General features: G+C 49.7%; 24 protein-coding genes. 17 read left to right on the forward strand and 7 right to left on the reverse strand.

Annotated elements, in window-relative coordinates; all coding sequences use genetic code 11:
- Positions 1 to 273: 273 nt before the first annotated feature.
- The 8 genes from ACJ2PR_RS27750 (at position 274) to ACJ2PR_RS27785 (ending at position 5,633) form a co-directional block, all read left to right on the forward strand.
- On the forward strand, positions 274 to 480 hold the full coding sequence (locus ACJ2PR_RS27750) for an RNA-binding S4 domain-containing protein (RefSeq protein ID WP_446858413.1): 207 nt from the start codon (positions 274 to 276) through the stop codon (positions 478 to 480).
- Between the two features lie 90 nt (positions 481 to 570).
- On the forward strand, positions 571 to 1,320 hold the full coding sequence (locus tag ACJ2PR_RS27755) for an MBL fold metallo-hydrolase (RefSeq protein WP_446879388.1): 750 nt from the start codon (positions 571 to 573) through the stop codon (positions 1,318 to 1,320).
- A gap of 112 nt (positions 1,321 to 1,432) precedes the next feature.
- Positions 1,433 to 1,720, forward strand: a complete 288-nt coding sequence (locus ACJ2PR_RS27760) for a 4a-hydroxytetrahydrobiopterin dehydratase (protein ID WP_446858411.1) — start codon at positions 1,433 to 1,435, stop codon at positions 1,718 to 1,720.
- Between the two features lie 21 nt (positions 1,721 to 1,741).
- Positions 1,742 to 2,146, forward strand: coding sequence for a hypothetical protein (locus ACJ2PR_RS27765; protein WP_446879389.1), 405 nt, complete (start codon positions 1,742 to 1,744; stop codon positions 2,144 to 2,146).
- 220 nt (positions 2,147 to 2,366) lie between these two features.
- Positions 2,367 to 2,642: a hypothetical protein gene (locus ACJ2PR_RS27770; protein ID WP_446879390.1), complete on the forward strand. Its 276-nt coding sequence runs from the start codon at positions 2,367 to 2,369 to the stop codon at positions 2,640 to 2,642.
- The gene (locus ACJ2PR_RS27775) at positions 2,608 to 2,961 is read left to right on the forward strand and encodes an antibiotic biosynthesis monooxygenase family protein (protein ID WP_446879391.1); all 354 of its coding nucleotides are present in this window, start codon (positions 2,608 to 2,610) and stop codon (positions 2,959 to 2,961) included. The genes ACJ2PR_RS27770 and ACJ2PR_RS27775 overlap by 35 nt, the downstream gene beginning before the upstream one ends.
- Positions 2,962 to 3,252: 291 nt before the next feature.
- The gene (locus ACJ2PR_RS27780) at positions 3,253 to 4,518 is read left to right on the forward strand and encodes a glycosyltransferase (protein WP_446879392.1); all 1,266 of its coding nucleotides are present in this window, start codon (positions 3,253 to 3,255) and stop codon (positions 4,516 to 4,518) included.
- Between the two features lie 299 nt (positions 4,519 to 4,817).
- On the forward strand, positions 4,818 to 5,633 hold the full coding sequence (locus ACJ2PR_RS27785; RefSeq protein ID WP_446879393.1) for a prepilin peptidase: 816 nt from the start codon (positions 4,818 to 4,820) through the stop codon (positions 5,631 to 5,633).
- A gap of 9 nt (positions 5,634 to 5,642) precedes the next feature.
- On the opposite strand, the gene ACJ2PR_RS27790 is transcribed toward ACJ2PR_RS27785, so the two are convergent.
- Positions 5,643 to 7,580, reverse strand: coding sequence for a substrate-binding domain-containing protein (locus tag ACJ2PR_RS27790; RefSeq protein WP_446879394.1), 1,938 nt, complete (start codon positions 7,578 to 7,580; stop codon positions 5,643 to 5,645).
- Between the two features lie 341 nt (positions 7,581 to 7,921).
- Here ACJ2PR_RS27790 and ACJ2PR_RS27795 point away from each other — a divergent pair, with 341 nt between their 5' ends.
- On the forward strand, positions 7,922 to 9,391 hold the full coding sequence (locus ACJ2PR_RS27795) for a glycosyltransferase (RefSeq protein ID WP_446879395.1): 1,470 nt from the start codon (positions 7,922 to 7,924) through the stop codon (positions 9,389 to 9,391).
- Positions 9,392 to 9,550: 159 nt separating this feature from the next.
- Here ACJ2PR_RS27795 and ACJ2PR_RS27800 read toward each other — a convergent pair whose 3' ends face one another.
- Both ACJ2PR_RS27800 and ACJ2PR_RS27805 read right to left on the reverse strand, forming a co-directional pair.
- The gene (locus ACJ2PR_RS27800; RefSeq protein WP_446858402.1) at positions 9,551 to 10,150 is read right to left on the reverse strand and encodes a hypothetical protein; all 600 of its coding nucleotides are present in this window, start codon (positions 10,148 to 10,150) and stop codon (positions 9,551 to 9,553) included.
- 330 nt (positions 10,151 to 10,480) lie between these two features.
- Complete coding sequence (locus tag ACJ2PR_RS27805; protein WP_446858401.1) at positions 10,481 to 11,485, reverse strand: phosphoribulokinase; 1,005 nt, start codon at positions 11,483 to 11,485, stop codon at positions 10,481 to 10,483.
- Positions 11,486 to 12,058: 573 nt separating this feature from the next.
- Between ACJ2PR_RS27805 and petH the strand changes: the two genes are divergently transcribed.
- Positions 12,059 to 13,303: a ferredoxin--NADP reductase gene (petH, locus tag ACJ2PR_RS27810; RefSeq protein WP_446879397.1), complete on the forward strand. Its 1,245-nt coding sequence runs from the start codon at positions 12,059 to 12,061 to the stop codon at positions 13,301 to 13,303.
- A 253-nt stretch (positions 13,304 to 13,556) separates the two neighbouring features.
- A complete protein-coding gene (locus tag ACJ2PR_RS27815; protein WP_446879398.1) occupies positions 13,557 to 14,633 on the forward strand; it encodes a fatty acid desaturase in 1,077 nt (358 codons plus the stop codon).
- Between the two features lie 268 nt (positions 14,634 to 14,901).
- Here ACJ2PR_RS27815 and ACJ2PR_RS27820 read toward each other — a convergent pair whose 3' ends face one another.
- Positions 14,902 to 15,351 carry an SRPBCC family protein gene (locus ACJ2PR_RS27820; RefSeq protein WP_446879399.1) on the reverse strand — a complete coding sequence of 150 codons (450 nt, stop codon included), beginning with the start codon at positions 15,349 to 15,351 and terminating at the stop codon, positions 14,902 to 14,904.
- Between the two features lie 70 nt (positions 15,352 to 15,421).
- Here ACJ2PR_RS27820 and ACJ2PR_RS27825 point away from each other — a divergent pair, with 70 nt between their 5' ends.
- A complete protein-coding gene (locus tag ACJ2PR_RS27825; protein ID WP_446879400.1) occupies positions 15,422 to 15,796 on the forward strand; it encodes a four helix bundle protein in 375 nt (124 codons plus the stop codon).
- Positions 15,797 to 15,859: 63 nt separating this feature from the next.
- On the opposite strand, the gene zds is transcribed toward ACJ2PR_RS27825, so the two are convergent.
- Complete coding sequence (gene zds, locus ACJ2PR_RS27830) at positions 15,860 to 17,329, reverse strand: 9,9'-di-cis-zeta-carotene desaturase (protein ID WP_446879401.1); 1,470 nt, start codon at positions 17,327 to 17,329, stop codon at positions 15,860 to 15,862.
- 133 nt (positions 17,330 to 17,462) lie between these two features.
- Between zds and ACJ2PR_RS27835 the strand changes: the two genes are divergently transcribed.
- Positions 17,463 to 18,122, forward strand: coding sequence for a hypothetical protein (locus ACJ2PR_RS27835; protein ID WP_446879402.1), 660 nt, complete (start codon positions 17,463 to 17,465; stop codon positions 18,120 to 18,122).
- Here ACJ2PR_RS27835 and ACJ2PR_RS27840 read toward each other — a convergent pair.
- Positions 18,112 to 19,926, reverse strand: a complete 1,815-nt coding sequence (locus tag ACJ2PR_RS27840; protein WP_446879403.1) for an iron uptake porin — start codon at positions 19,924 to 19,926, stop codon at positions 18,112 to 18,114. The genes ACJ2PR_RS27835 and ACJ2PR_RS27840 overlap by 11 nt on opposite strands.
- 327 nt (positions 19,927 to 20,253) lie before the next feature.
- Here ACJ2PR_RS27840 and ACJ2PR_RS27845 point away from each other — a divergent pair, with 327 nt between their 5' ends.
- From ACJ2PR_RS27845 to ACJ2PR_RS27855, 3 genes are all read left to right on the forward strand, one after another.
- Positions 20,254 to 21,369, forward strand: coding sequence for an ABC transporter substrate-binding protein (locus tag ACJ2PR_RS27845; RefSeq protein ID WP_446879404.1), 1,116 nt, complete (start codon positions 20,254 to 20,256; stop codon positions 21,367 to 21,369).
- Between the two features lie 406 nt (positions 21,370 to 21,775).
- Positions 21,776 to 22,606, forward strand: coding sequence for an ABC transporter ATP-binding protein (locus tag ACJ2PR_RS27850; protein ID WP_446879405.1), 831 nt, complete (start codon positions 21,776 to 21,778; stop codon positions 22,604 to 22,606).
- A gap of 19 nt (positions 22,607 to 22,625) precedes the next feature.
- Positions 22,626 to 23,387, forward strand: coding sequence for an ABC transporter permease (locus tag ACJ2PR_RS27855; protein ID WP_446858390.1), 762 nt, complete (start codon positions 22,626 to 22,628; stop codon positions 23,385 to 23,387).
- Between the two features lie 389 nt (positions 23,388 to 23,776).
- Here ACJ2PR_RS27855 and tnpA read toward each other — a convergent pair whose 3' ends face one another.
- Positions 23,777 to 24,247, reverse strand: a complete 471-nt coding sequence (gene tnpA, locus ACJ2PR_RS27860; RefSeq protein ID WP_446879406.1) for an IS200/IS605 family transposase — start codon at positions 24,245 to 24,247, stop codon at positions 23,777 to 23,779.
- Between the two features lie 35 nt (positions 24,248 to 24,282).
- On the opposite strand from tnpA, the gene ACJ2PR_RS27865 reads away from it, so the two are divergent.
- A partial coding sequence (locus ACJ2PR_RS27865; RefSeq protein WP_446879407.1) for a helix-turn-helix domain-containing protein occupies positions 24,283 to 24,526 on the forward strand: 244 nt, incomplete at its 3' end.

The raw sequence follows: 24,526 nt of genomic DNA on the forward strand, positions 1-24,526 counted from the left end.
GGGGCTGAAGCCGATTGAAACGAAGCGAGTCACTCTCATCGAACTGACGTTAAACCAAAACAAACATTGAGACAAGAGCCGTCGATTCTTTCATCACAATTTTAACCTCTTAGTTAGGGATTCTTTGGCTTAAGTAATTCTTTAATTATCGTAAAAAGCAAATCAAATCCGTTCAAGGCGGACGCTATATTGAGGGCGTTGTCTTCTGGCGTTGCGCTAGGCTAGATCAGGTAACTAGTCCTTAGTGAGCGATTAGCTTTTAGCTCCTACATCATGATGACAAGCGAAGATACGATTAAGCTCGATCAGTTTCTCAAGTTAAAAGGGTTGGTCGATACAGGCGGGCAGGCAAAGCTGCTGATTCAGGCAGGCGAAGTCAAAGTAAACGGCAAGGTTGAGACGCGACGAGGACGCAAATTGATGGCGGGCGATCGCGTGACCACAATGGGGGAGACTCTAAAAGTCGAGGCAGGTTTGTAGGAAGAAAAAGCCTGGGGGAATTCTCACTCTGCTGAAGTTTTTGTCACTAACCCGATAAAATGATAGAGACTTAACAAATCTATACAAGCCATGTATCTGACCTGGTTAGACAACAATTCCTGGCTAATCGAACTTGCAAGCAAGCGCATTTTGCTCGATCCCTGGCTTGTAGGAAATTTGACATTTGGCAATCTGGACTGGCTGTTTAAGGGATCGCGATCGCACGATCGCCCTATTCCTGACCATCTCGATCTGATTTTGCTGTCTCAAGGGATAGAAGATCACGCCCATCCTGAGACGCTGAGGCACCTGGACAAATCGATTCCGGTGGTTGGCTCACCCAGCGCGGCAAAAGTGGCTCAGCAGTTGGGCTTTACTCAAGTGACAACCTTGAAGCATGGTGAGCGTTTCACAGTAGACGATTTGACCATTCAGGCCACGTTGGGATCTCCGATCGGCCCATTGGTGCAAGAAAATGGTTACCTGATGAAAGCTGATGGCAAGACGCTCTACTACGAGCCACACGGGTTTCATCCGCCGACGCTCAAAGAGTTTGGCACGATCGATGTCGTGATTACTCCCTTGATTGATTTGGCGCTGCCGATCGTCGGTTCGCTGATCAAAGGTAAGGAAAGCGCCCTAAAACTGGCTCAGATGGTCAAACCGCGGGTGATGTTGCCGACGGCCGCAGGGGGAGAAATTGTCTTTGAAGGGTTGCTTTTGTCGCTGCTCAAAGTAATGGGCAACACAGACGACTTTCGCATCAAATTAGCTGAAAATCATCTTGCAACTAGCGTTCTAGAACCCAAGCCAGGCGAACGAATTGAGGTAGCTTGCTGAAGTTTTTGGGTCTGCGCTGGGTAAAAAGTTTGGTGACGATCTCTTAGTTACCCGCAAAGGATCGCGCCTCTCCTTATATTCTGAGAATTGAAGGTATTTTTCTATATTTACTATGAGTGTCCCTACCCTATCTGCTCAAGAGCTGGAAACACGACTGACTCAGCTAGAAGGTTGGAGCGTTGAAAACGGTAAGCTGCATCGTCAATATCGGTTCAAATCGTTTATCGAAGCGTTTGGGTTTATGTCGAGTGTGGCGCTGGTTGCCGAATCGATGAATCATCACCCCGAATGGTTTAATGTGTACAACCAGGTGACGATCGATCTGACGACCCACGACTCAGGCGGCATCACCCTCAAAGATGTGGAATTGGCGCAAAAAGCCAACGAGTTTGCAAAATAGAGCAAGTAGCAAGGTTAGAGAATGGGACAGTTTGAGCGCCTGGTTTTGATGGCCGAAGATGAGTTGACGCAGTACAGCACCGATGCCCGAAAGATCGAGAAATTGCGGCAAAAGATTGGGCTATCAGTCCCTCGCAAAGAGCAGGAGCAAGTTAAAGAAGCGCTGTTGGCTGCAATGCCCACTGACCCGATCAGCAAAGTGATCGAAACTCAACGTCAAACGGTGGCTTTACCTTTCTGGGGAATCGCTGGATTAGGGTTGCTGTTTGGCATTTCGGCTTCTCAACCGATCGATTTTGTGGCGACGATCGTTGGGGGAGCGATCGCGTTCAAAGTCCAACAACTCGGCTGGCAACTTCAGGCAAAGCGTCTAGTTCTCCGCACCCTTGAAGACATCGAAGAACGCACCAAAAATCCGCAATCCTAATCAAATCAATGATATGTAGCGAGATTACGTTCTTGCGATTTCAACAGAGCATCGATCTGTTCTCCCTTTTGGGGTAATCCGCTTTGCGAGGAGAGATAAGGAATGGACAGGCTCAAGCTTCCCTCTTACGATGCCTCGCCAGCAACGTGCTGCAAAATTTTCGTACGGGTTCCCATTTTTGCAATAGGATACAAGCGGAACGTAAACGAGGGGTTTGCAGGTGGTTAACGCGATACAAAGTGTAGGTGTTGGAGTGGACGATGAAAGTTTTGTTGAGTGGATCGATCCAGGGGTGGTGCGATCGGCGCGGCTGATCTATGAAACTTACTATGATGTGCATCCAGAATTGACAGAGCCACCGCTCGGTGTTGCGATCAATCGACTGACGCTACGAGGAAAACTGATTTTTAACGGCAAGCCTGCTTTGTTGCCCCAGGAGTGTTTTGTGCCGTTTGAAGCCTTTGGCGGTTATCGAGCGATTGGCGGATCTGCTTGAGCGATCGTTCCTTAGCTTTGAGCCTGTGATATTAGAAGTTGCAATTCTGGAGGTTAAGCCTGGTTTGAGTGATGAGTTTGAAGCTGCTTTCAAGATGGCTTCAGCCCTGATTGCTTCCATTCCAGGCTACAGTTCTCATGACCTGCAACGCTGTCTAGAAACTGAAAACCGATACATCTTGCTGGTACGCTGGCAAACGTTAGAAGCTCACACGGTTCAGTTTCGGCAGTCGCCAGAGTATCAAGAATGGCGTTCTCTCCTGCATCACTTCTACGATCCGTTCCCGATTGTGGAACATTATGAAACTGTCTCATTCTAAAATCACCTAAAATCACTAAGGATCGCGAATTAAATAAGATCGTTTATTGCCAAGCGACTTCGCCCCCTAAATCCCCCATTCTGGGGGACTTTGAGAAAGCAGACATTCTAGAATTTAAGGCAGTTTCGCGGTTCAAAGTCCCCCAAATTTGGGGGATTTAGGGGGCAGAAGCCGAATCAAACGAAGCGAAACCGCGAGAATTACAGGTTGTTTAATTCACGATCCTAAGAATCGCAAAGCGGTGAGATCAGGCAAGCGTGATCATGTACAAGCGGATTAAGAGGCAAAATTGTGAGCCGTATTGTTTTAACGACCATTGGCTCTTTGGGTGACCTACACCCCAAACTTGCGATCGCGATTGAACTCCGAAAGCGGGGGCATGATCTGGTGATTGCGACTCATCAAGAATATCGAGAAAAAATTGAAGCTTTGGGATTTGAGTTTCATCGAATTCGCCCTGACAATACCGCCCTCAACGACCCCCAAGAGATGGCGCGAATGATGGATTTAAAGACAGGTACGGAATATGTGATCAAAAATTGGGTTTGTGCAAATCTACGAGAAACTTACACTGATTTAATCGATAGTGCAAAAGATGCAGACCTGATTATTACAGGTGAAGGAGTCGTAGCAGCGCGATTGGTTGCCGAAAAATTAGGGATTCCGTGGGCGTTCGCTGTCTTACAACCTACTTCATTTCTCTCGGTCTATGATCCATCTGTCCTGCCTGTGCTGCCATTTCTAGCCAAGCTGCGCGGGCTGGGTTCTATGGCGAATCGAGGCATCGTTCAGTTATCAAAAGTTTTGTCTAAATCCTGGGCAGAGCCGATTCATCAACTGAGACGCGAACTGGACTTACCACCCCTCAAGGGTAATCCATTCATTGATGATAAGTATTCTCCCTATCTTGTCTTAGCCCTGTTCTCTTCAGTGTTTGCCAAGCCTCAAAGAGATTGGCCCGCAAATACCGCAGTCACAGGGTTTACATTCTATGATGGCAGCGAGGGTGGAGCAGAACTCACCCCAGAACTCAAGCAGTTTTTAGAGACAGGAGAAGCCCCGATCGTCTTTACCCTGGGTTCGGCCGCAGTCATGTCGCCGGGTAATTTTTACAAAGAAAGCATTCAAGCCGCAAAACTCTTAAACCGTCGTGCAGTGTTGCTGATTGGTAAGAATCCACCACCAGAGGGTCTTTCAGCAGAGATCATTGCTGTGAAATACGCGCCCTACTCTCAAATTTTTGGGGGTGCTTGTGCGATCGTGCATCAAGGTGGGATTGGTACAACGGCTCAGGCACTACGGGCGGGTCGTCCAACCTTGATAATGCCCTACAGTCATGATCAGCCAGATAATGCCGCAAGAGCCGAACGCCTGGGGACTTCGCGGACGATTTCCCGTCAGCAGTATTCAGCCGTCCGAATCGCTGAAAAACTACGTGAATTGCTAGAAACTCCTCGCTATGCTGTTAAAGCAGCAGAAATCGCACATCTCATTCAAGCAGAGACTGGTGTGAGACTGGCGTGTGATGCGATCGAAAGACAGCTTCTAAATCATTAATCTCTGGAACGGTAAATTCAACAACCCCGAAGTTCAACACACCTTACAGATCGTGATTTCGTTTAACTGACAATCCTTATACCAAATCCACTAGTTACTGATACAGATCCTCGCCCCCTAAATCCCCCATTTTGGGGGACTTTGAAACGGCTTCCTTGATAGGTTCTTTTCAAATCTGAGAGATAGAAATCGGTTAATTAACTGATTTTTTATGAGTATCATTTGTTGGTTGATTTGGTATTAGCATCAAACTGGTAACCCTGAAGGGGAACGCTCATCCCTAACTGCTGATTCCCGCCATGCTAGATTTTTTGCTTGCTGTGCCTGCTTCTGCGATCGTCTTCCTGCTAGGGGCGGCGATCGGGAGCTTTTTGAATGTCGTGATCTACCGACTCCCGGCAGGGTTATCGCTGCTTTATCCGCCGTCGCGCTGTCCTCGCTGTCTGACTCCCCTCAAAAAACAGGACAACGTACCCGTGGTGGGATGGCTCTGGCTCAAAGGTCGGTGTCGTCACTGCAAAACTCCGATTTCTCCCCGCTATCCCCTTGTCGAGGCAGCCACGGGATTGCTGTTTTTGGCGGTATTTTGGGTGTTTGGCTTCTCGATCGCCACCGTGGGCTATTGGGCTTTTCTCAGTTGGCTGTTGGCACTGTCGCTGATCGATTTAGACACGATGACGTTGCCCAACTCCCTCACAAAATCCGGGTTGTTGTTGGGGTTGGGGTTTCAGGTTGCCAACGGTGCTACGAGCACAGCGGATGCGATCGCTGCCTTGATGGGATCTGTGTTGGGCGCAGTGTTAGGAATTTGGCTGCTGGATGGAATCGCCTTGGTTGGTTCGATCGTCTTTCAACAACCTGCAATGGGCGCAGGAGATGCCAAACTCGCCGCCATGATGGGGGCCTGGTTAGGCTGGAAGCTGTTATTAATCGCTGGATTTTTGGCCTGTGCATTGGGGGCATTTGTGGGTGGAGGCGCGATCGCACTTGGACTGCTCGATCGTCGCCAACCCATGCCGTTTGGGCCGTTTCTGGCCCTGGGAGCCACCTTTAGCCTCTTTTTTGGCGAAGCGCTTTTATCTAGCTACTTTCAGCTATTTTTTCCAACCTTTTAAGACGCGGGATCACCCCATTCTCTCGTGAGCCGAAATCCAGGTGGGAGTCGATCGAGCCAGACTTGACCACTGATTGTCAGATGAGAGATATCCCACCTCAGCCACATACGAGCGATCGCTAGTCGGAATCGGAACGTCACAGCTCAGGGCAAAATCATCACAATCAAACTGCTCGTACTGGTCTGGAAGTTGAGTGTCTCCATTCAGTCCGGTGACATCATAGAGCCGCAGCATGAGGTTTTCGTCGCCCTGACGTTGGGCATTGGCTTTGAGCGATCGAGGAATGTCCCAATAGGCATAGGCCCACTGAGCATTGCGCGGTGAGAGCACTAATCGACCACTCGCGGCTTCAAATGGCGCGATTCCTTGATAACTCGAAGCCGTTCCTTCCTCCGGCACAACGTTTTCTATTGCGGGGGTTGGCGTTTGAGCAAAAGTCTCTGAGGGACTGTCCGATCGCCGCCGATTGCCAGAGAGAAATGACCAGGCTGCGGCTCCCGCTCCTCCTGCCAGGGCTGCCCCACCCGTTAAAGCTCCACCGACGTTGTTGAGTCCAAAACCTGGAGTTGGCGTTCCCCAGGTGGTGTCGTCGTCGTCTTGAGGTGTGAGATCGCGATCGTCTGCCAAAAACGGTTCTTCGGTACGAATGTTGGCAGACGGAGGGGCAAGGTTGGGATTTTCAAACAGCCAATCAGACTGATCTGATTCACCGTTGCGATCGTCCGATTCCCAAGCGGCCCCAGCTAACGTGGCTCCTCCGACCAGTCCGGCTCCTGCCTGTAAAGGGTCAAACCCTCCTGGAAACTCAGGATTGGGGTCTCGATAAGCTGGAATCGATGAAGCGGGTTGTGAATCGCGTCCTTTGCCCAACATCCAAAACAAAGCAGCGAGCGACCCCAGCGGAAATAGCCACCACAGCCACGAAGGAAGCCCCAGATCGCCCAACAGCCCCCCGTCACCGTCGCCGATCGCAGGCACCTGAGCAACTTGATTGTTAGAGAGATTTGCGCCCGCCTTTTGATTAGCAGCGTTTAACGAAGTAGCTTTTGTGCCTTTGGCGGTTTTCTTGGCGATCGCAGAGGTCTTAGCGGTTTCAGGCCCTTTGACAGCGACGGCTCCAGTCTGTTTGACCGCTTGCTGTCCTGATGCGGCGGTGGCATAGCCCAAAAAGGCGGCGGCCGCAGGATTGGGAGTCGCTCCTTTGTGAACGTAAAACAGAGGTTGTGAGAAGGGATAGCGCGCATCGGTCGGAGCCGTCCCATGCATCAAGACGGCCTTGACTCCGGGCTGATTTCGCACTTGACTCAGGGGCAGATAGCTGATGCCATTGTTGCCCAACGCTTGAATCACCGATCGCGGATTGTCATCAGAGAGTTTTTTGGCGGTGGCTCCCGATTCAAATTTGCGGTTTTGAAAGGCAGGATAGTTGCGAAAGGACTGGCGCGTATCGTTGGTGGGAGGACGATCGATCAAGCGAATGGCACCCGCCGCCCCGCCCACCTGTGACCAGTTTTTGATTTCACCGCGAAAGATCTTAGCAAACTGATTGATATCCAACCCTTTGGTGAGCTTGTTGTTGGAGCCGATGACGATCGCGATCTTTTCTCGGCCCACCGGGACAGCAACCAGTCCTTTTGCTTTTTCTGCGGCAGTTAAGGGACGGGCGATCGCCGCCAAGTCAGCTTTACCATCGAGAACAGCCTGTAGCCCTGCGGCTGTACCGCCACTTTCAAGGCTGACCTGCGCGTCTGGAAACTGTTTCTCAAATCGCTGTTTGAGCGCCTGATTGACGGCTGTCATGCTACCAGAGCCATTGATCCGTACCTGTGTGCCCGATGCCGCAGCCAACAGAGCGGATGCCGAAGCTGAGGAACCGCTCAACAGTTGAGGAGTCGTAGAGGTAAGCAGCAAAATGAGGCTGAATGCTGAGGATTGTTTTTTGACCATGATTTTCGCACCCACCAAACTGTAGGATTTTTGTGCAACGCTAAATGGCTCGATCGAATTGATTAAACCGTAATAGGGTTAAATTTAGACGGAATTGCGCTGGCTAGATCAAACATTAAGGGTTTATTAATACCTTTAATCTTAAAGTTGGTCTTCTGTAGTAAAGAATAATTTGATATTCAAAGAAAATTGAGTAGTCAAGCATACACAAGAAGTTTCTATCCGAGTTGCAGGGATGTGAGAAGATTGAATTCCAAATCACTGTCTAGCTAAAAGTCTGGCGATAAGTTTGGCGATAAATTATGCGACCCCTTGCGGGTAACTCAAAGAGAGCGCCCCTCGTGAATCCATCTCTTACAAACCTTTCTACACCTGTTTTCAAAGATGCTTTTAAAGAGCAGGTGAGATGTTATTTTGACTGCATTGCGCCTGATCTCGATCGCTGGAATCAGCGCAATCGTTATTATTATCAAGACCTCGATCGCTTGCATCAGTTTCTCATTCCTCCGGGCAGTTGTGTGTTAGAAATTGGCTGCGGAACGGGGAATTTGTTGGCAGCTTTGCAGCCCAAAATTGGCGTAGGAATTGATTTTTCGCAAGGGACGATCGACATTGCTCAAGCCAAATATCCCCACTTACAGTTTCACTGTCTGGATGCAGAAACGCTGATTCCACAGGACTTTGAGACCGACGTTGCGTTTGACTTTATTGTGCTGTCTGGCGTTTTGGGGCATTTGGGCGACATTCAAAAAGTGCTGCAAAACTTGCAAGCGTTTTGTCATCCGCGAACTCGCCTGATTCTCACATTTCACAACTTTTTGTGGCAGCCTCTCTTACACCTTGCAGAACGCATCGGGCAACGTCGCCCCCAACCACCCCAAAGCTGGCTCTCAATGACGGATGTGAAGAATCTGCTGACGATTACGGGCTATCTATCGGTGCGATCGGGCCGTCGGTTTCTATTACCCAAACCAATCCCCGGACTTTCTACTTTCTGCAATCGCGTCTTAGCCCATCTCCCTGGCATCAATCACTTGGGCTTGACGAACTACATCATTGCCAGGCCTGACCTACCCACCGTTTCAGAAACCTGTACCTGTTCGGTGATCATTCCTGCGAGAAATGAGGCGGGCAATATTCGCGGGGCCGTCGATCGCCTGCCTCCCCTGGGCAAGCAAACTGAAGTGATTTTTGTCGAAGGACATTCGCGAGACGAGACCTGGGCAGAGATTCAGCGCGTAGTTAACCAAGGACACCCAGCGTTTAGGCTCAAAGCCTTTCAACAATCTGGAAAGGGCAAAGCTGATGCAGTTCGGTTGGGGTTTGAGCAGGCGACAGGTGACATTTTGATGATTCTCGACGCGGATTTGACCGTCCAGCCTGAAGATTTGCCTCACTTTTTTGAGGTGGTGGCGGCGCGGCGTGGAGAGTTTGCCAATGGGTCGCGGCTCGTTTATCCTCGCTCAGGAAAAGCCATGCCCTGGTTAAATAATTGGGCGAATAAGTTTTTTAGTCTGGCGTTTTCGTTTTTGTTAGGTCAACCGTTAAAAGATACGCTCTGCGGAACGAAAGTTTTGTGGCGAGAAGACTACGAGAAAATTGCGGCAGGAAGAAGCTATTTTGGCGATTTTGACCCATTTGGCGATTTTGATTTGTTGTTTGGGGCAACTAAACTGAGCCTCCACATTGTCGATGTGCCTGTCCGCTATCAGCCTCGAACCTATGGCGAATCAAACATTGCTCACGTCCGCGAAGGGCTGATCTTGCTAAAAATGTGTGTTTACGCTTCTCAAAAGATCAAGTTTTTTTAGAGACTTTGAAAAACTGGTAGAGACTTTGAAAGACTGGAGATTTTAGACCAGTTCGGTTCAATGTCCAACGTCCAGGTCTATAAAAGCAATTCGCAAAAAAAAATGGGCCCCTCTTTGTCAATTTAGAAGCGCCCAAGGATTCAAACAATTTGAATTTGTCTAGTCGATATAGCCCATCAATGCACGCGGGTCATCGATTTGATTAGAAGCGATCGGACGGCCACCATACCCGGCCTCCGAATTCATCAAAGCCGGATCGCTGACCATAATCGGCCGGCCAAAAATTCCATTTTCGCCCTCGATCATCTCCACATCATTGTAGAAAATCGGAGAATTGCCCACCATATCGGCAACCTTGAGCGCATTGGCTTCGATCGGGCGACCCCCCATTAGCGTGCCATAAACTGCGAGATGACTGGCGGCGATCGGGCGCAGTCCAGCCGATTGAATGGTGCCCACCACTTCCATATCATCGGGCATGATCGGGCGATTCCAGATCGATAGACTGGGCTGACTGTGGAGTTGGATGGCTCCCTCTTTTGACTCAGCCGCTTCAGAGGTTACGTCAATCACTTCGGTACTCATGGTGGTGTCTTCCTTAAATGGATCGGAGATGGGGGTGTCCGAGGTCGGGATATCGGAGGATTCGTCGCTGATGCCGTTCTTTTCGGGGTTCACAGGAGTCTTATCGGGGGTTTTTACGCTTCGAGGGGTGGTAGTCCTGCGGCTGGTGGCTTTGCTCGTTCGATTCGTGACCATCGCTATTGATTTCCAATGGATTGAATGCTTTCCAGCCGACAAGGGCAGTAGAGCGTTTTACTAGCTTTCAAATCTTAAGCAAGCATTATAAAACAGATCATGTCCCTCAATGCGATCGAACTGACGCAGAGAACTTATCCCTCTGATTTGCAGCCTTAATCTGACTTGCAGCCTTAATCGCAAAAAAAAGGGATGCGGTTGGACACATCCCCCAATCATGTACACCAAAACTTTGAAACTTGGCAGTCTGTTAAGAGCCGTCTATTAAGATTGGAATGAGGACTCGATCGCAGCGATTCTTTTACGCCTCACTCCAACTTGGGCGATCAACTAAACCTTAGCCGTCAACGCCGCTTCCTTCTGAGTCAAGCGCTCATAGGTCGCCCGCATCTTCAGACCCGTCAACACCTGAAACAACCCCGTTCCATTATTAGAACCAGGATATTCGCGGTGCTTGAGGAGCAATTCGGTTAGTTCACCGTTGTACTTGGTCGAAGTTTTGCTCAAGTGTTGCTCAATATAGATCACTTCTTCTAGCTGGTCAAACTGACCGTCTACTTCTAACACCGACACGCTGTGACCATAGGACGCATCAGGCCCATAGTACATCTTGATGCCAGGGTAAGAGCAGGTCAGTTTGCGTCCGCAGGGTGTCCAGTGAATGGTCGAGCCTTCATCAAACAGGTAGGCAGGCTCAAGCCCTTCGACTCCATCGCGTTGAATCATTTGTACCCGCAGAACTTTGCGCTCCTGGTCGTCTTTGATCAACTGCGTCGGCAAGACTTGAATCACGACATCGGCGAATTCTTTTTGAGGATCAATGTACGCCTGGAAGTCAGGTTTGCGGGCATTGATTTGGGCGAGAACGTCTTCGTAAGTGTGACCCCGCTCCGCCATATCGCGCTGAATCTTCCAGGCAATTTTCACTTCGTCGCTGATGTCTAGGTAAACGCTAAAGTCAAGCAACCCGCGCACCCGTTCATCAAACAGAGGATGCAGCCCTTCGATCACGACGATGTGGTTGGGTTCGATCAGTTCGGGGGGATCGATCAGACCCGTTTCATGGTTGTAGATGGGCTTGTTGATGGTCTGACCACTTTTGAGCGCTTTGATTTGCTCATACATCAGGTCAAAATTGTTGGCTCTGGGGTCGAGAGCGGTGATGCCCGTTGTTTTGCGCTGTTTGCGATCCAGACTGTGGTAGTCGTCGAGGCAGATCACCGTGACGAAATCTTCCCCAAACAAATCTGTCAATCGGCGCAGGAACGTGGATTTACCGCATCCGGAGTCTCCGGCAACGCCAATCAGAACCACGCGGTCTGGCTTACTGGTCATAGGTTTCCTCTAACAAAAAGTGATCTACTAACGGGGGGTTGTTGTCTAACCGATCGCTCGGTCTGTCAATGATTGCTCAACTTGGGGAGCAGCAATTCTTAAAGAATACCGCTTAACTTCGCCTATCCCTCAAGAAACCCTGCAAACTGTCTTTGTGGAGTCAACTCGATCGTTCTCGCTTTATCCATAAAAACCTTGAGAGCCGCCAGAGAAGTGCCCAGGTTTTGCAATTGAGTATTTAGTACGTGCTTGCTAGGGCAGATCTTACCAAATCGTGATCCTGCTCACAAGCCTTCTTAGCAACTCAAGATTATCCCCCTATTTTCCAGGGTTTGCCTCTGGTACGATCGTCTGCTGATCAAATTAACTCGAACTTCACAATCAGGCGGCTCCCGGTGGGTAGCTTCCAAAAGATCGTTTTCTCTGTACAGTTAAGCGGAAAATCATTTTTTTAAGCCATTTGTGACCGCTCAAACCGGATCAATCCTCGCGCAGATTTGGTGAATGAGGCCCGTTGCCGCACAATATTAAGTTAGGTTAGGTCGGAGAAATTCACAGCAATAATTCACAGCAATGTTTAATTCAAGCGCATCGGGCACAGGCAACACCCCTTCTGGTAGCCGTACATTCCGATATGAAGTGGTCGGTCTGCGTCAAAGCCAGGAAAACGATCGGATGAACTACCCCATTCGGCAGAGTGGCAGCACCTACATCACGGTGCCCTACAGCCGGATGAACGAAGTCATGCAGCGCATCACCCGCATGGGCGGCAAAATCGTCAATATCCAATCTTTAGATGTTAATGGGAACTTAATAGGAAAGGCTACCCTAGAACAGTCTGCGACGGAAGTCAAGCAGGAAACTGGACAAAAGAACACTAAAGCAGGAGAAGAGAGAAGGCCTATGACTCAAGCAAAGGCTGCCACCACCGACATTCCCGTCAATATTTACCGACCCGCGAGTCCGTTCGTTGGTAAGTGTGTCTCGAATGATGAACTGGTGGGTGAAGGTGGGATTGGCACTGTTCGCCATCTAACGTTTGATATTTCTGAAGGGGATCTACGCTATCTCGAAGGTCAAAGTATCGGAATTATTCCCCCTGGAACCGACAAAAATGGCAAACCAGAGAAGCTCAGACTGTATTCGATCGCTTCGACTCGTCACGGCGATCCAGTAGACGACAAGACCGTTTCTCTCTGCGTCAGACAGTTGGAGTACAAGCATCCTGAGACGGGTGAAACCGTGTATGGAGTTTGCTCAACCTATCTCTGTCATCTCGAACCGGGCGCAGATGTGAAAATCACGGGCCCAACGGGTAAGGAAATGCTGTTGCCACCTGATGAAGATGCCAAGGTGATCATGATGGCAACCGGGACGGGGATTGCACCAATGCGGGCCTATCTGTGGCGCATGTTCAAAGACAACGAAAAAGCCGCTAACCCCGACTACCAATTCAATGGGTTTGCCTGGTTGATTTTTGGGATTCCGACGACAGCTAACATTCTGTACAAGGAAGAACTCGAAGAAATCGAGCAAAAGTATCCCGATCACTTCCGTCTCACGAATGCGATCAGCCGTGAGCAGAAGAATAAGGATGGCGGCAGAATGTACATTCAAGACCGCGTGGCAGAACATGCAGCCGAGCTATGGGAGATGATGCAAGATCCCAAAACACACACTTATATTTGTGGTCTCAAAGGCATGGAAGACGGCATTGATGCTGCGCTTTCGGCTGAGGCTACAAAAGTCGGGGTTGAGTGGAAGGAATTTCAACGGGCGATGAAGAAAGCAGGCCGCTGGCACGTTGAGACGTACTAGGTCTGGTTTTTAGAATTTAGCGTTTGAAACTGGGGAAGCGATCTCTTTGAGTTACCCGCAAGGGGTCGTTTCTCCAGTTTTTTTGTGCGTCACGACAAACAGCTTGCCTGTAGCAGAAGTTCTCTATCATACTTTGGGTCTACCGAAGCAGGGTTCAAAATTCCCCAAGATTGTGATCCCCGATCGTTAGCTCGGACACCACAAAACGTTACAATAACCGAGCTAATCTATATTTCGGCAGACTAAAAAGTACGTGCAAGTCCATCCCGTTTTATCCGATTCGTCTGCTGTAGAAGACCGTTCTCTACTATCAGGTGAGCTTCCTTTTACTCTCAAAGACGTGCGATCGGCGATTCCCGATGCGTGTTTTGTGCCTTCTACTACTCGATCGCTGGCTTATTTCTTCTTAGATTTAGGTATTCTCGCTGGGCTGTATGCGATCGTAGCTTATCTCGATGCCTGGTGGTTTTATCCGATTTTTTGGTTCGCTCAGGGCACGATGTTCTGGGCGCTTTTTGTGGTCGGTCATGATTGTGGACATGGGTCGTTTTCTAAGCACAAATGGCTGAATAATTTGGTGGGTCATTTGTCACATTCGCCGATTTTGGTGCCGTTTCACGGATGGCGGATCAGTCATCGGACGCACCATGCGAATACGGGCAATATTGAGACTGACGAAAGCTGGTATCCGGTGACAGAAGCTCAGTATGAACAAATGGGCTATGCAGAAAAGCTGATGCGGTTTTATTTGCCGCTGGTGGCGTATCCGCTGTATTTGTTTCGGCGATCGCCCGGTAAGCAGGGGTCACATTTTTCGCCTGAGAGTCCGTTGTTTAAGCCGTCTGAGCGCAATGGTGTGTTGGTGAGTACGATTTGCTTGCTGGCAATGGTGGGATTTTTGGGATTTGTGACCGTCCAGTATGGCTGGCTGTTTTTGGTCAAATATTATCTGGTGGGCTATGTCGGCTTTGTGGTCTGGCTAGATCTGGTGACATTTTTGCACCACACAGAACCCGACATTCCCTGGTATCGGGGTGATGATTGGTATTTCTTGAAGGGTGCGCTGTCTACCATCGATCGTGACTATGGCATGTTCAATCCCATTCATCACAACATTGGTACTCATGTGGCCCACCACATTTTCTCGAATATGCCTCACTATCATCTCAAGGTTGCCACCAAAGCGATTAAGCCTGTGTTGGGTGAGTATTATCGCAAGTCTGATGAGCCAATCTGGAAAAGTTTTTTCCGGTCTTATCTAGCGTGTCATTTTGTGTCAGATACGGGTTCTAAAATCTATTACCAGTCTCCGACCAATCCGCAAAATTGAGCGTTGAATTAGTTGATTGGAAGCGATCGTTCTTTAGGGAGCGATCGTTTTTTGTGAGCAATATTGACAGCCGATCGCAAGCAGGCACAAAGAATATACCGTTTAGAAGAATGTATACTCTAATCGGCTAAGAGTTGAACTTTTTCAAAAGATTGAAATTCCCAACTCATCAAGCTTTTTAGCTGTTCGTGTTGGTCGATCGCCGCCGTCTCTATCACCCTTGAAATCGCCTGTTTGAAACTAGATCTGCTTCACCAGAATTTGTTTTCTACTCGGTGGTCGCTTTTGCATTGAGGGCATATTCTCGGAAGCGTTCTAAGTCGGCTTGCAGTGTGGACTCGACAGCCTTGCCTAAAAACAGATTGTCCATCAACTGACCGAGAAAGCCGGGAATCGCGTAGGAAATCGACATTTTGACAATACTGCTGGGGCCACGATCGTAGAACCGAATGGCCCCCCGATTTGGCAAACCATCGACTGATTCCCATTGAATAATCTGATTGGGAATTCGCTTGAGAATCCGAGACTGCCAGCTAAATTCGAGTCCTCCGGTTGCCAGCTTCCAGCGAGACAGTCGGGGGTCATCTTCCAACACTTTCACCGAGTCAATCCACTTCATCCATCGGGGCATTTGCTCTAAGTCAGACCAGAGACTCCAGACGAACTCGATCGGGGCATCTACTTCAATTTGAACGGTATGTTCTAACCAGTCGGACATAGGGAGGGATGAGGGATGAGGGATGAGGGATGAAAGGGAAGGATAGGGGATAACGTGGAGAGGTTGAGGGATGAGTATGAGGGTTGATTTGCGGGAGAGGACGAAGAAGTTTGCTTTGAGGGTGATTCGGTTGTATGGGGCGTTGCCAAGTTCGATCGAGGCTCAGGTGATTGGGAAGCAGGTTTTACGATCAGGGACTTCAGTCGGTGCCCACTTTCGAGAAGCTCATCGTAGCCGTTCTGATGCCGAATTTGTCAGCAAAGTTGAAGGCGGACTCCAAGAACTTGAGGAAACCATTTACTGGTTAGAACTCATTCAAGAAGCAGGCATCTTCCCCGCCGCAAAACTACAAAGCCTTCACCAAGAAGCTAACGAGCTTGCAGCTATCTTAGTCACCTGCGTCAAAAAAGTAAAACAAACCACCCCCAAACGCCCAACCCGCTAACTCCATTCACCTTTCATCCCTCATCCCTCATCCCTCATCCCTCATCCCTCATCCCTCTCTTCCCTAATACTTAAACAATCCAACACCTTGAACTTTGTAGCCTGTGGGTTCAAGAATGGCTTGGGCGGCTTGTTTGCCGGAGATAGTTGCGCCTTCCATGCTGTCGATGTAGTCCTGCTGGGTATAGCTCCCGGCTAAGAAGAAGTTGGCAACCGGGGTTTTTTGAGAAGGGCGGTAGACATCCATTCCAGGATTTTCGCGGTAGAGGGATTGGGCCAATTTGACGACATTGAACCAGGTCATGTTCAATTCTCGCGAAGACGGGAAGAGATCGTGAATCTGCTTGAGGGCATGTTGAGCAATGTCTTCGTTGCTCATGGGGACAAATGGATCGCCGGGAGTCAGCACTACTTGCATGAGCGAACCCTGTCCCTCGCGATAGTAGTCTTTGGGACTGGAGAGCGCAAGGTCGGCAAAGCAAGAAAAGTCAGCATCAGCGCTATAAAGTAAGTTGTCAATGCCTGCCGCGCGATCGACTTGTTTTCTTGCATCTGGGTCGTTCATCTCCGTCACCCAACCGTCAAAGCGCAGTTGCACCGTCGCAACGGGAACAGCTTCTAGCTTGTAAATATTTTCAAACGTTTTGAGGCTGCGCCACTCAGGAGGCAAGAGGCGTTGAATTCCGGGCACGTCACAGGCGGCGAGATAGATGTCAGCGACGATCGTTTCCTCTCCTTCTCCATTCGCAACCAACAGCCCTGTGACTTTGGTTTCCGTCCCTTCACCCTCAAAGAAAATTTTGCGCGTTTGCCGACGAGTGTGAACCTTGCCGCCTTTGGACTGGATGTAATCGACGATCGGTTTGAGCAAATATTCCCCCGGTGACCCTGCCAGTAGATTCAATCTCGACGCTTCGGTTTTAGAGGCAAACATCATAAAGATGGTCAACATACACCGGGCAGAAATTTCTTCGGTGTCGATGAATCCCAGTGCGAGGGCGATCGGGTCCCACAGGCGCTTGAGACTATTTTGTGAGCCGCCGTGACTGCGAAACCAATCGGCAAAACTAATGCCATCGAGATCGCGAATCAGCTTCATCGCAAAATCAAAGTTGACCAGACCCGGCACGATCGGACTCGTCCCCAAGGCAAGCGCATTCTGCAATTTGTCTTGAACGGTGAGTTGTCCGGTTGTAAAAAAGGCTTTCAGTCCGTGAAAAGGGGCCCCGACTAGGAAGCGGAAATCAAGTTTACCAATGTCGCCGCCCCGATTAATAAACGTGTGAACATGCTCTTTGGGCAGCAAATTCTCCCAGGCACCGACTTTCTTCATCAAGGCAAACAGGTTGTAATAATTGTTGAAGAAAACGTGCAGACCCATTTCAATATGATTGCCGTCTGCATCGACCCAACTGCCCACCTTGCCGCCCAAAAACGGACGCGACTCGAAGATTTCGACTTCATGCCCCGCATCCACCAGTTCAACGGCCGCAGCCAACCCTGCTAAACCTGCCCCGACGATCGCATTCCGCATTCCGCATTCTCACTGAGACTTCTTTACAGATTTTAAGGGTAATTGGGATTCAAGGTGAAGAAGTTGTAAATTCAGCGCGATCGTCAGGATCAACCTCGTGCTAAATTAACCCGTTGAATTGTGTTTTATGGCAATGCTGTCTTTAACCCTGAAATCATCCTTTGCGCGACCAATTTTTGCAGGAACGATCGGACTGCTGTCTGCCTGTACGCCGCTACCGACCACGCGATCAGTCCCGATAGAATCGCCGCGCCCCATCCCCACCCTTCCTGCCGAACGCCTGATCGCCCAGCAAGCCGCCAACCCAAAAGCGATCGCCCCCAGCCCCACAGCCACGCCCAAAGCAGGTAAGCCCGACCCCACCAAAAAGCTTTCGGCGGCCGACGTGACGGCCCTGTTAGCAGAGGCAGAAGATAAGGCCGTCAGCGCTGCTAATTTATCGCAGTCGGCTCAGTCCAAAGAAGATTGGGCGCTCGTCATCAAACAGTGGAATCGAGCGATCGCTCTCCTCAAACCTGCCGCCAACACCAACCTTCAAAAATCGCTGGTACAGCAAAGACTGACGACCTATCAAACCAGACTGAGAGCGGCTCAACAGCAGGCAAAGACCAATCCTCGCCAGTTGATCAAAGGATCAGGGGGCAACACCACAGGCGGCACTCCCCTGATTCTTGGCCCTGCCTCTCCCTCTCCAACGGCTTCTCCAACAGATTTGCCTAAAGTTTCTCCAACGGCTTCTCCAACTGGCTCCCCAACTCCTCTGCCCGCTCCGCCACCGCCGCCTAAAAACTAAACTGAGCGCGAACGTTGCCCACAAACACAGTCGGATTGCTGTCGAAATTGTTGGCGTTAAAAATCGCGTAGAAGGCAGGCACGATCGCCAAATTATTCGTCACTGGATAGTAGTAAGACGCTTCCAGATCATACTGAGTGCCCCCATCGCCGCCGCCCGCCAGCAAAAATCTCCGTCCGCCCGTATAGTCATAGGGCACCACAAACGAGATCACGCCCAAGGCTCCCTTCTTGCCCAGGTCAGGAAAGCCCAACCCAACCTGAATCGCCTGCACCGTAACATCGCCGCCCGATCGCGCCGCATTAACCGGATTGATATTCGTTCTGCCGTAAGAATAGCGACCAAAAAGACCAAATTTGGGAGTCACCAACCAATCAAAGTTAGCCACAAACGCATCCGCCGCAGAATCTCTGACTCGACCGCCAAAGCCATCGTCCGCATACCCATAAGGCAACGGCTCACCCACCGCACCACCAATGAATCCGTTGTAGGCTTTGAGATCCGATCGCGTATACAAAAACCGCAGGTTAAACGCTCGACTCGGTGAATAGGTTAACTCGGCGCTGATTGTATTGGTGCCCCGAAACAAACCATCAGCCGGATTGCTAGAAGTATTGAAAATGGCGGGATTGAGGAATTCGGTATTCTCGGCTAAATAAGCTGCCGCAAAGCGAAACTGTGGGCTGGGATTCCAGATGACGACGGCCCCTGACCCGCGATCGATCGCATTCGACAAGGTACTGCCATTCGAGTTGTAGCTCGTTGCCCCCGTCAAAAAGTTGGTGAAACGGTTGGCATCAAAGTAGCGATTAAAGCTGACTCGTGGCCCAACAACTACTCGCAAATCTTTGCCCACCGGAAAGGCGTAGGACAATTCTCGAATCACAACTGTACTGGCGTTTGGTGTGCCGCTCTGGTCTAGAAAGGGCGTGCCCCAGGAGTTAAAGAATCCCGCCGAGACAAACTGGTTAGCGGGAGAGTTGCCGTTCCCCGTTGCGAGTTGAGTGATCAGCGTGTCTTTGCCTGTAAAGGAAGTCGTCAAAGTGAGCCAGGTGTAGTAGCTAAAGGTGACATTGGGATCGGTGCGTCGGACTCGTGTCGGCACATTGTTTGCGTCTCGTCTGGGAGCAACCACAGCACTACCAGGAGCAGCAGGCGATCGCTCTGCCAATACGTCATCTCCCGCAAAGGCTCCCGTCATATTGAACCAGACCAGCCCATTTAACTTAGTCGTGGTGGAGAACTGCTGCTTTTCGAGGGTGGTGGCTCTAGCTTCTAGCGAATCGACTCGTCCTCTGAGGGTGGCAAGTTCTGCGGCAAATTGTTCTTGTAGTTTTTGCAGCGTCTCTAAGTCTTCTTTTTTGACCAGATCGGCGGTGGAGGCAGCGATTAGCTCATTGACGCGAACACTACGTGTAGCGAAGCTTGCGAGGCAAGCATTCACCCCGGCCGCAAATTCAAAGCGAGTCAGGGCCCGATTGCCGCGATAGGTTTTGTCAGGGTAGCCCGCGATGCAGCCATAGCGCTCGACGAGAGACTGCAACGCTTGAAACGCCCAATCCGTCGGTCGCACGTCTGTAAGTTGAGAAACCGATGTGACCTGCGACATCGTAGGGTTAGCCGACGGAACTTTAGGGTCAAACTCAGCAACTTTTGGGATCTGCTCTAATTCGAGAACAGGTTTTGAAACGGATTCAGGAATAGAGTTGGAAACGGATTCAAGAACGGATTCTGCTAAAACCGGGACAGCAAGCAGAATAGAAGGGACGATCGCCCCCATCGCCAAAGCAAACTTAATCTTCATAACACACACCACAAACGATCGCTGTATTCTGTATGCAGCACAAACACTCTCTGTGATTAAAAATCGAATGCCTGATGACTTCTGTAGCACTCTATACATCGTCCAAGTTTTGTCTTAGTTAGTTGAGTGACCTCATACGGAAGAAACTCGGCGATCGATTGGTTTCTCGCAATACCTTGCCTGTATTTAGATTTTTGTAATCTGAAACACAGAATTTGCTTTGGTACGTGACTTTCAATAGGCTTGATTATCAAATTGCATACAGCATACAGAGCAGCTTAATCTTGTGCCCTCGATTTGAATGTCGTCCTACGTGAACCTAAAGTGATGATGAAGCGTTTTCCGAGTTTATTGTTGGCCGCGGTCTCGATCGCCTTGCTAAACGGGTGCAATCAGCCCAACACCAGTGCCCCCAGTGGAGCCAGTCCCGCCGCCAGTCCTGCTGCCAATGCAGACACTAAAAACCTCAAGAATGTGCGGGTACAGTTGTCCTTTTTGATGCAGAGCTTAGATGCGCCGCTCGTCGTCGCCATTAACAAAGGCTATTTTGCCGAAGAAGGGCTGAATGTCAGCTTTGAGCGAGGGTTTGGCAACTCTGACACCATCAGCAAACTCGGTACAGGCAAGTTTGATCTCGCGTTTAGCGACATGTACAATGCGCTAGATTTTAACGAAAAAAACCCTAACGACAAGATCATGGCCGTCGCTGTCACGCAAAGTCGAGCGCCCTTCGCCATTCTTTCGCTCAAAGACAAAGGCATCAACTCGCCCAAAGACCTCAACGGCAAAAATCTAGGTGCCCCCGCCGGAGACGGGCCGCGTAAGCTATTCCCCGTGTTCGCTAAAGCGACGGGTGTAGATGCAGGCTCGGTTAACTGGACGACAATGGAACCCAAACTGCGCGAAACCTTCTTGCTGCAAGGCAAAGTTGATGCAATTAGCGGATTCTCCACATCAGCATTGCCTTCTCTACTCAAGGGCGGCAAAACAATGGAAGACATCAACGTTTTCTATTACACCGACAACGGCATGGACTTTTACGGCAATGCGATTTTGACTAGAGCCGACTTTGCCGAAAAAAATCCTGATACCGTCAAAGCATTCGTCAAAGGCTACATGCGCGGATTGCAGGATGTGATCAAAGATCCGGGGGCTGGATTGGATGCCGTCATGGGCGCAGATCAGAGCAAGCTAATGGATCGCGAAGCTGAGAAAGTGCGCTTAAAAATCGCGCTAGAGAGAATGTTTATCACTCCCGAATCAGAAACTCTGGGACTGGGCGCGATCGACCCCACTCGTCTCGAAAGAACCATCCAGCAAACCGTCGAAGGCTTTGGACTCAAGACGACTCCTACAGTGGCAGACATCTACACCGATAAGTTTCTCCCCGCCAAAGAGCTACGACAAATCCCGGCTCAGGGCGATCGTAAGCCGTTAAGTTAGCGTGAATTCGATGAAATCTTTCGCTACGGTGATTAATCTGGGCAGCCCCCTAGATCCCCCACGAGTGAGGGACTTTGAACCGGAAATCTGATTTAAAAGTCCCCCAAAATTGGCAGCTTGGGGGCAGAAGCGCTGAACAACGAAGCGAAAAAACTTCGTCGAATTCAGCCCCCTAAATCCCCCACGAGTGAGGGACTTTGAACCGGAAATCTGATTTAAAAGTCCCCCAAAATTGGCAGCTTGGGGGCAGGAGCGCTGAACAACGAAGCGAAAAAACTTCGTCGAATTCACGTTAAGTTAGGTTTCAAAAGCGGGGCAAGTCTGACCATTTCCAAAAGTCCCTGCTTCCCAAGAAAGACGAGAATGCCGCACTTCTAAACTCAACCCTTCACCCCTCACCCCTCCTATGGCTCAACCCCTGACTGATTCCAATTCTTCGATGCTCTCCTCAGAAAACGGATTGCCCTTGCTTGAGTTTGACCAGGTTGGCTTGGAGTATCCCTTTGAGGGATCGATGCGTCGGATTATTGATGAGGTGTCTCTGTCGATTAATGCAGGTGAGTTTGTGTCCTTTGTCGGGCCGAGTGGCTGCGGCAAAACGTCGATTTTGAGAATGATATCGGGGTTGAGTCCGGCTCCGATCGGCTCCATCAAATATCGAGGACAACCCATCACCAAACCGCTCAAAAACGTCGGCATCGCCTTTCAAAATCCAGTCCTGCTACCTTGGCGCAATACGATCGACAATGTTTTGTTGCCGTTAGAAGTGGTGCAGCCCTACAAGGGTGAGTTTCGTCAGAAAAAAGCAGAATTTATCCGCATGGCTCAAGATCTGTTGGCAACGGTGCGGCTTCAGGACTTTCAGAAACAGTATCCCTGGCAACTATCAGGCGGCATGAGACAACGGACTTCGCTATGTCGATCGCTGATTCACCAGCCCGAAATTTTGCTGCTTGACGAACCCTTTGGCGCGTTGGATGCTTTCACCCGTGAGGAGATGTGGGTGATGCTGCAAGCGTTGTGGATGCGCGTCAAATGTGTCGGCATTTTGATCACTCACGATCTACGCGAAGCAGTGTTTTTGTCGGATACGGTGTATGTGATGAGTCCCCGTCCTAGCTCGATTATCTACAAAGTCAAGATCGATCTGCCTCGTCCCAGAACCCTGGACATGGAGCTATCCGACGAATTTAACCACTATTTCTCGACGATTCGCCGCAACATTCACCACAACTAGCGATCCTATTAAATCTCCCATGCAAAAGTTTCTCAAATCTAAGTCAGCGGGCTTTGTTTTACCATTCATCGCCACGATCGTTTTGTTTGTTCTTTGGGAATTGATGGTGATCATCTTTAAGATTCCCAAATTTAATCTTCCTGCCCCGACGGATATCGTTCAAGCAACTGTTAATTTTGCGCCGCAGCTAACGACCAACGCCATGCGAACGTTGTGGACGACGATGGTTGGTTTTTTTATTGCGCTGATTGTGGGTGTCGTGTTGGGCTTTTTGATCGGCTATTCGAGAGTGGCTTATTTGACGATGTATCCACTGTTGATTGCTTTTAATACGATTCCCAAGGCGGCTGTCGTCCCGCTGTTGGCGATCTGGTTTGGGGCGAATGCAATTCCGGCGACAATTACAGCCTTTTTGCTGGCGTTTTTTCCGATCGCTGTCAACGTCGCTTTAGGTTTAGATACGGTCGAACCTGAGATGAAAGAAGTGCTGTCATCGTTGGGCGCATCGCAGGTAGAAGTCTTTCAAAAGGTTGGCTGGCCGCACACATTGCCCTACGTTTTTGCGTCTCTCAAGGTTGCCGTTTCGCTGTCATTTATTGGTGCGGTCATTTCAGAATCGGTTGCGTCTAATGCAGGATTGGGCTATCTGATCGTGCAGGCGACTGCTGATTTTAATGTGCCGTTAGCGTTCTCAGCTTTGTTAATTTTGGCAGCGATGGGCGTTGTTCTCTACGGGTTCTTTGTGTTTCTCGAAAAGAAAGTGATCTATTGGGCGCGTTAGTCCACAGTGACGTGAATTCGATGAAACTCGCTCAGTGGCAGCCCTACGGTGTACACACAAGTCGTCGCTTCGTTTCAGTCGGCTTCAGCCCCCTAAATCCCCCAGTCTGGGGGACTTTGAGCAAGAAATCCTGTCCGAAAGTCCCCCAGATTGGGGGGTTGGGGGGCAGAAGCGTTAAATACCGAAGCGAAAAAACTCTATCGAATTCACGTTAAAGTAAGCGTCTCAGCTTAACGTTCTCCTTTAGCAAATTCGGCGGGAAGCCCCGCGCTCTACCTGTACTCAGGTGAGCGTCGGGATGAAAGCCAGGGCGTTGATGAACTGTCCCCTTGAACAATGTAGAGCGAAGCCCCGCGAGTGATTGGGGACGGTGAAGAAACGCCAATCTCTTACAACTCACCACGAGTTACTTTGTCTAAAAGTTCTTTCGGTTGAGTCTGCACATATCGAATCAGGATGTCTAGCTTTGTGACACCCACCGAATCAATTGAGTAAGACTCATTCCAAAACACTCTAGCGGTCTTCTCTCCAGTTCTACGGCTGATTTTCGGATAGTAAGTTTTTGCTAAATGGTCTGCGAATTCTTGGTTCATTTTGCGACTTGAAACACTTTTAATGTTGCCAATAAATTTATCAAGGTCGGTTTGAGGAAAGAACCTGAAAACGAGGTGAAAGTGATTTGGCTCTCCGTTGCCTTCAACGTATTCGCACTGCCACTTGGCGCAAAGATCTTTAATGATCTCCTTCAGTCTTTCCAGCATCGGCTCTGTAATCACGCTATATCGATATTTGGTTGTTAATACTAAATGAGCGTGTAAGCTACTAACACCCCTAGAACGGGTTTTGTACCCGCGTTTCACTGACTTTTAATAAATGAACGTGATATAATTATCGCATGAGAACCGCATATCAGTATCGATTACGTCCAACCTCTAGCCAAGTCGCCACATTGAGCAACTGGCTAGATTTGCTGCGTCGTCAGTATAACTATCGACTCGGTGAGCGGTTCTCATGGTATGAGCAAAATCGCTGTGATATCAACGCTTGTGCGCTAATCTGCTACTTGCCAGAACTACGAGACAACCCTGATTTCTATTCGCAGAAGCGGGATTTGGTCAACTCGAAAGCGCTGTTTCCTG

The organism is Phormidesmis sp. 146-33, from assembly GCF_052939515.1.

Excerpts from the sequence above, each read along its gene's own strand:
- ACJ2PR_RS27785 (WP_446879393.1), top strand. The coding sequence starts at position 4,818 with ATGCTAGATTTTTTGCTTGCTGTGCCTGCTTCTGCGATCGTCTTCCTG.
- ACJ2PR_RS27855 (WP_446858390.1), top strand. The coding sequence starts at position 22,626 with ATGCAAAAGTTTCTCAAATCTAAGTCAGCGGGCTTTGTTTTACCATTC.
- ACJ2PR_RS27800 (WP_446858402.1), bottom strand. The coding sequence starts at position 10,150 with ATGGTCACGAATCGAACGAGCAAAGCCACCAGCCGCAGGACTACCACC.
- ACJ2PR_RS27765 (WP_446879389.1), top strand. The coding sequence starts at position 1,742 with ATGGGACAGTTTGAGCGCCTGGTTTTGATGGCCGAAGATGAGTTGACG.
- ACJ2PR_RS27805 (WP_446858401.1), bottom strand. The coding sequence starts at position 11,485 with ATGACCAGTAAGCCAGACCGCGTGGTTCTGATTGGCGTTGCCGGAGAC.
- ACJ2PR_RS27825 (WP_446879400.1), top strand. The coding sequence starts at position 15,422 with ATGAGTATGAGGGTTGATTTGCGGGAGAGGACGAAGAAGTTTGCTTTG.
- ACJ2PR_RS27790 (WP_446879394.1), bottom strand. The coding sequence starts at position 7,580 with ATGGTCAAAAAACAATCCTCAGCATTCAGCCTCATTTTGCTGCTTACC.
- ACJ2PR_RS27850 (WP_446879405.1), top strand. The coding sequence starts at position 21,776 with ATGGCTCAACCCCTGACTGATTCCAATTCTTCGATGCTCTCCTCAGAA.
- ACJ2PR_RS27835 (WP_446879402.1), top strand. The coding sequence starts at position 17,463 with ATGCTGTCTTTAACCCTGAAATCATCCTTTGCGCGACCAATTTTTGCA.
- zds (WP_446879401.1), bottom strand. The coding sequence starts at position 17,329 with ATGCGGAATGCGATCGTCGGGGCAGGTTTAGCAGGGTTGGCTGCGGCC.
- ACJ2PR_RS27755 (WP_446879388.1), top strand. The coding sequence starts at position 571 with ATGTATCTGACCTGGTTAGACAACAATTCCTGGCTAATCGAACTTGCA.
- petH (WP_446879397.1), top strand. The coding sequence starts at position 12,059 with ATGTTTAATTCAAGCGCATCGGGCACAGGCAACACCCCTTCTGGTAGC.
- ACJ2PR_RS27760 (WP_446858411.1), top strand. The coding sequence starts at position 1,433 with ATGAGTGTCCCTACCCTATCTGCTCAAGAGCTGGAAACACGACTGACT.
- ACJ2PR_RS27820 (WP_446879399.1), bottom strand. The coding sequence starts at position 15,351 with ATGTCCGACTGGTTAGAACATACCGTTCAAATTGAAGTAGATGCCCCG.
- ACJ2PR_RS27750 (WP_446858413.1), top strand. The coding sequence starts at position 274 with ATGATGACAAGCGAAGATACGATTAAGCTCGATCAGTTTCTCAAGTTA.
- ACJ2PR_RS27845 (WP_446879404.1), top strand. The coding sequence starts at position 20,254 with ATGATGAAGCGTTTTCCGAGTTTATTGTTGGCCGCGGTCTCGATCGCC.
- ACJ2PR_RS27840 (WP_446879403.1), bottom strand. The coding sequence starts at position 19,926 with ATGAAGATTAAGTTTGCTTTGGCGATGGGGGCGATCGTCCCTTCTATT.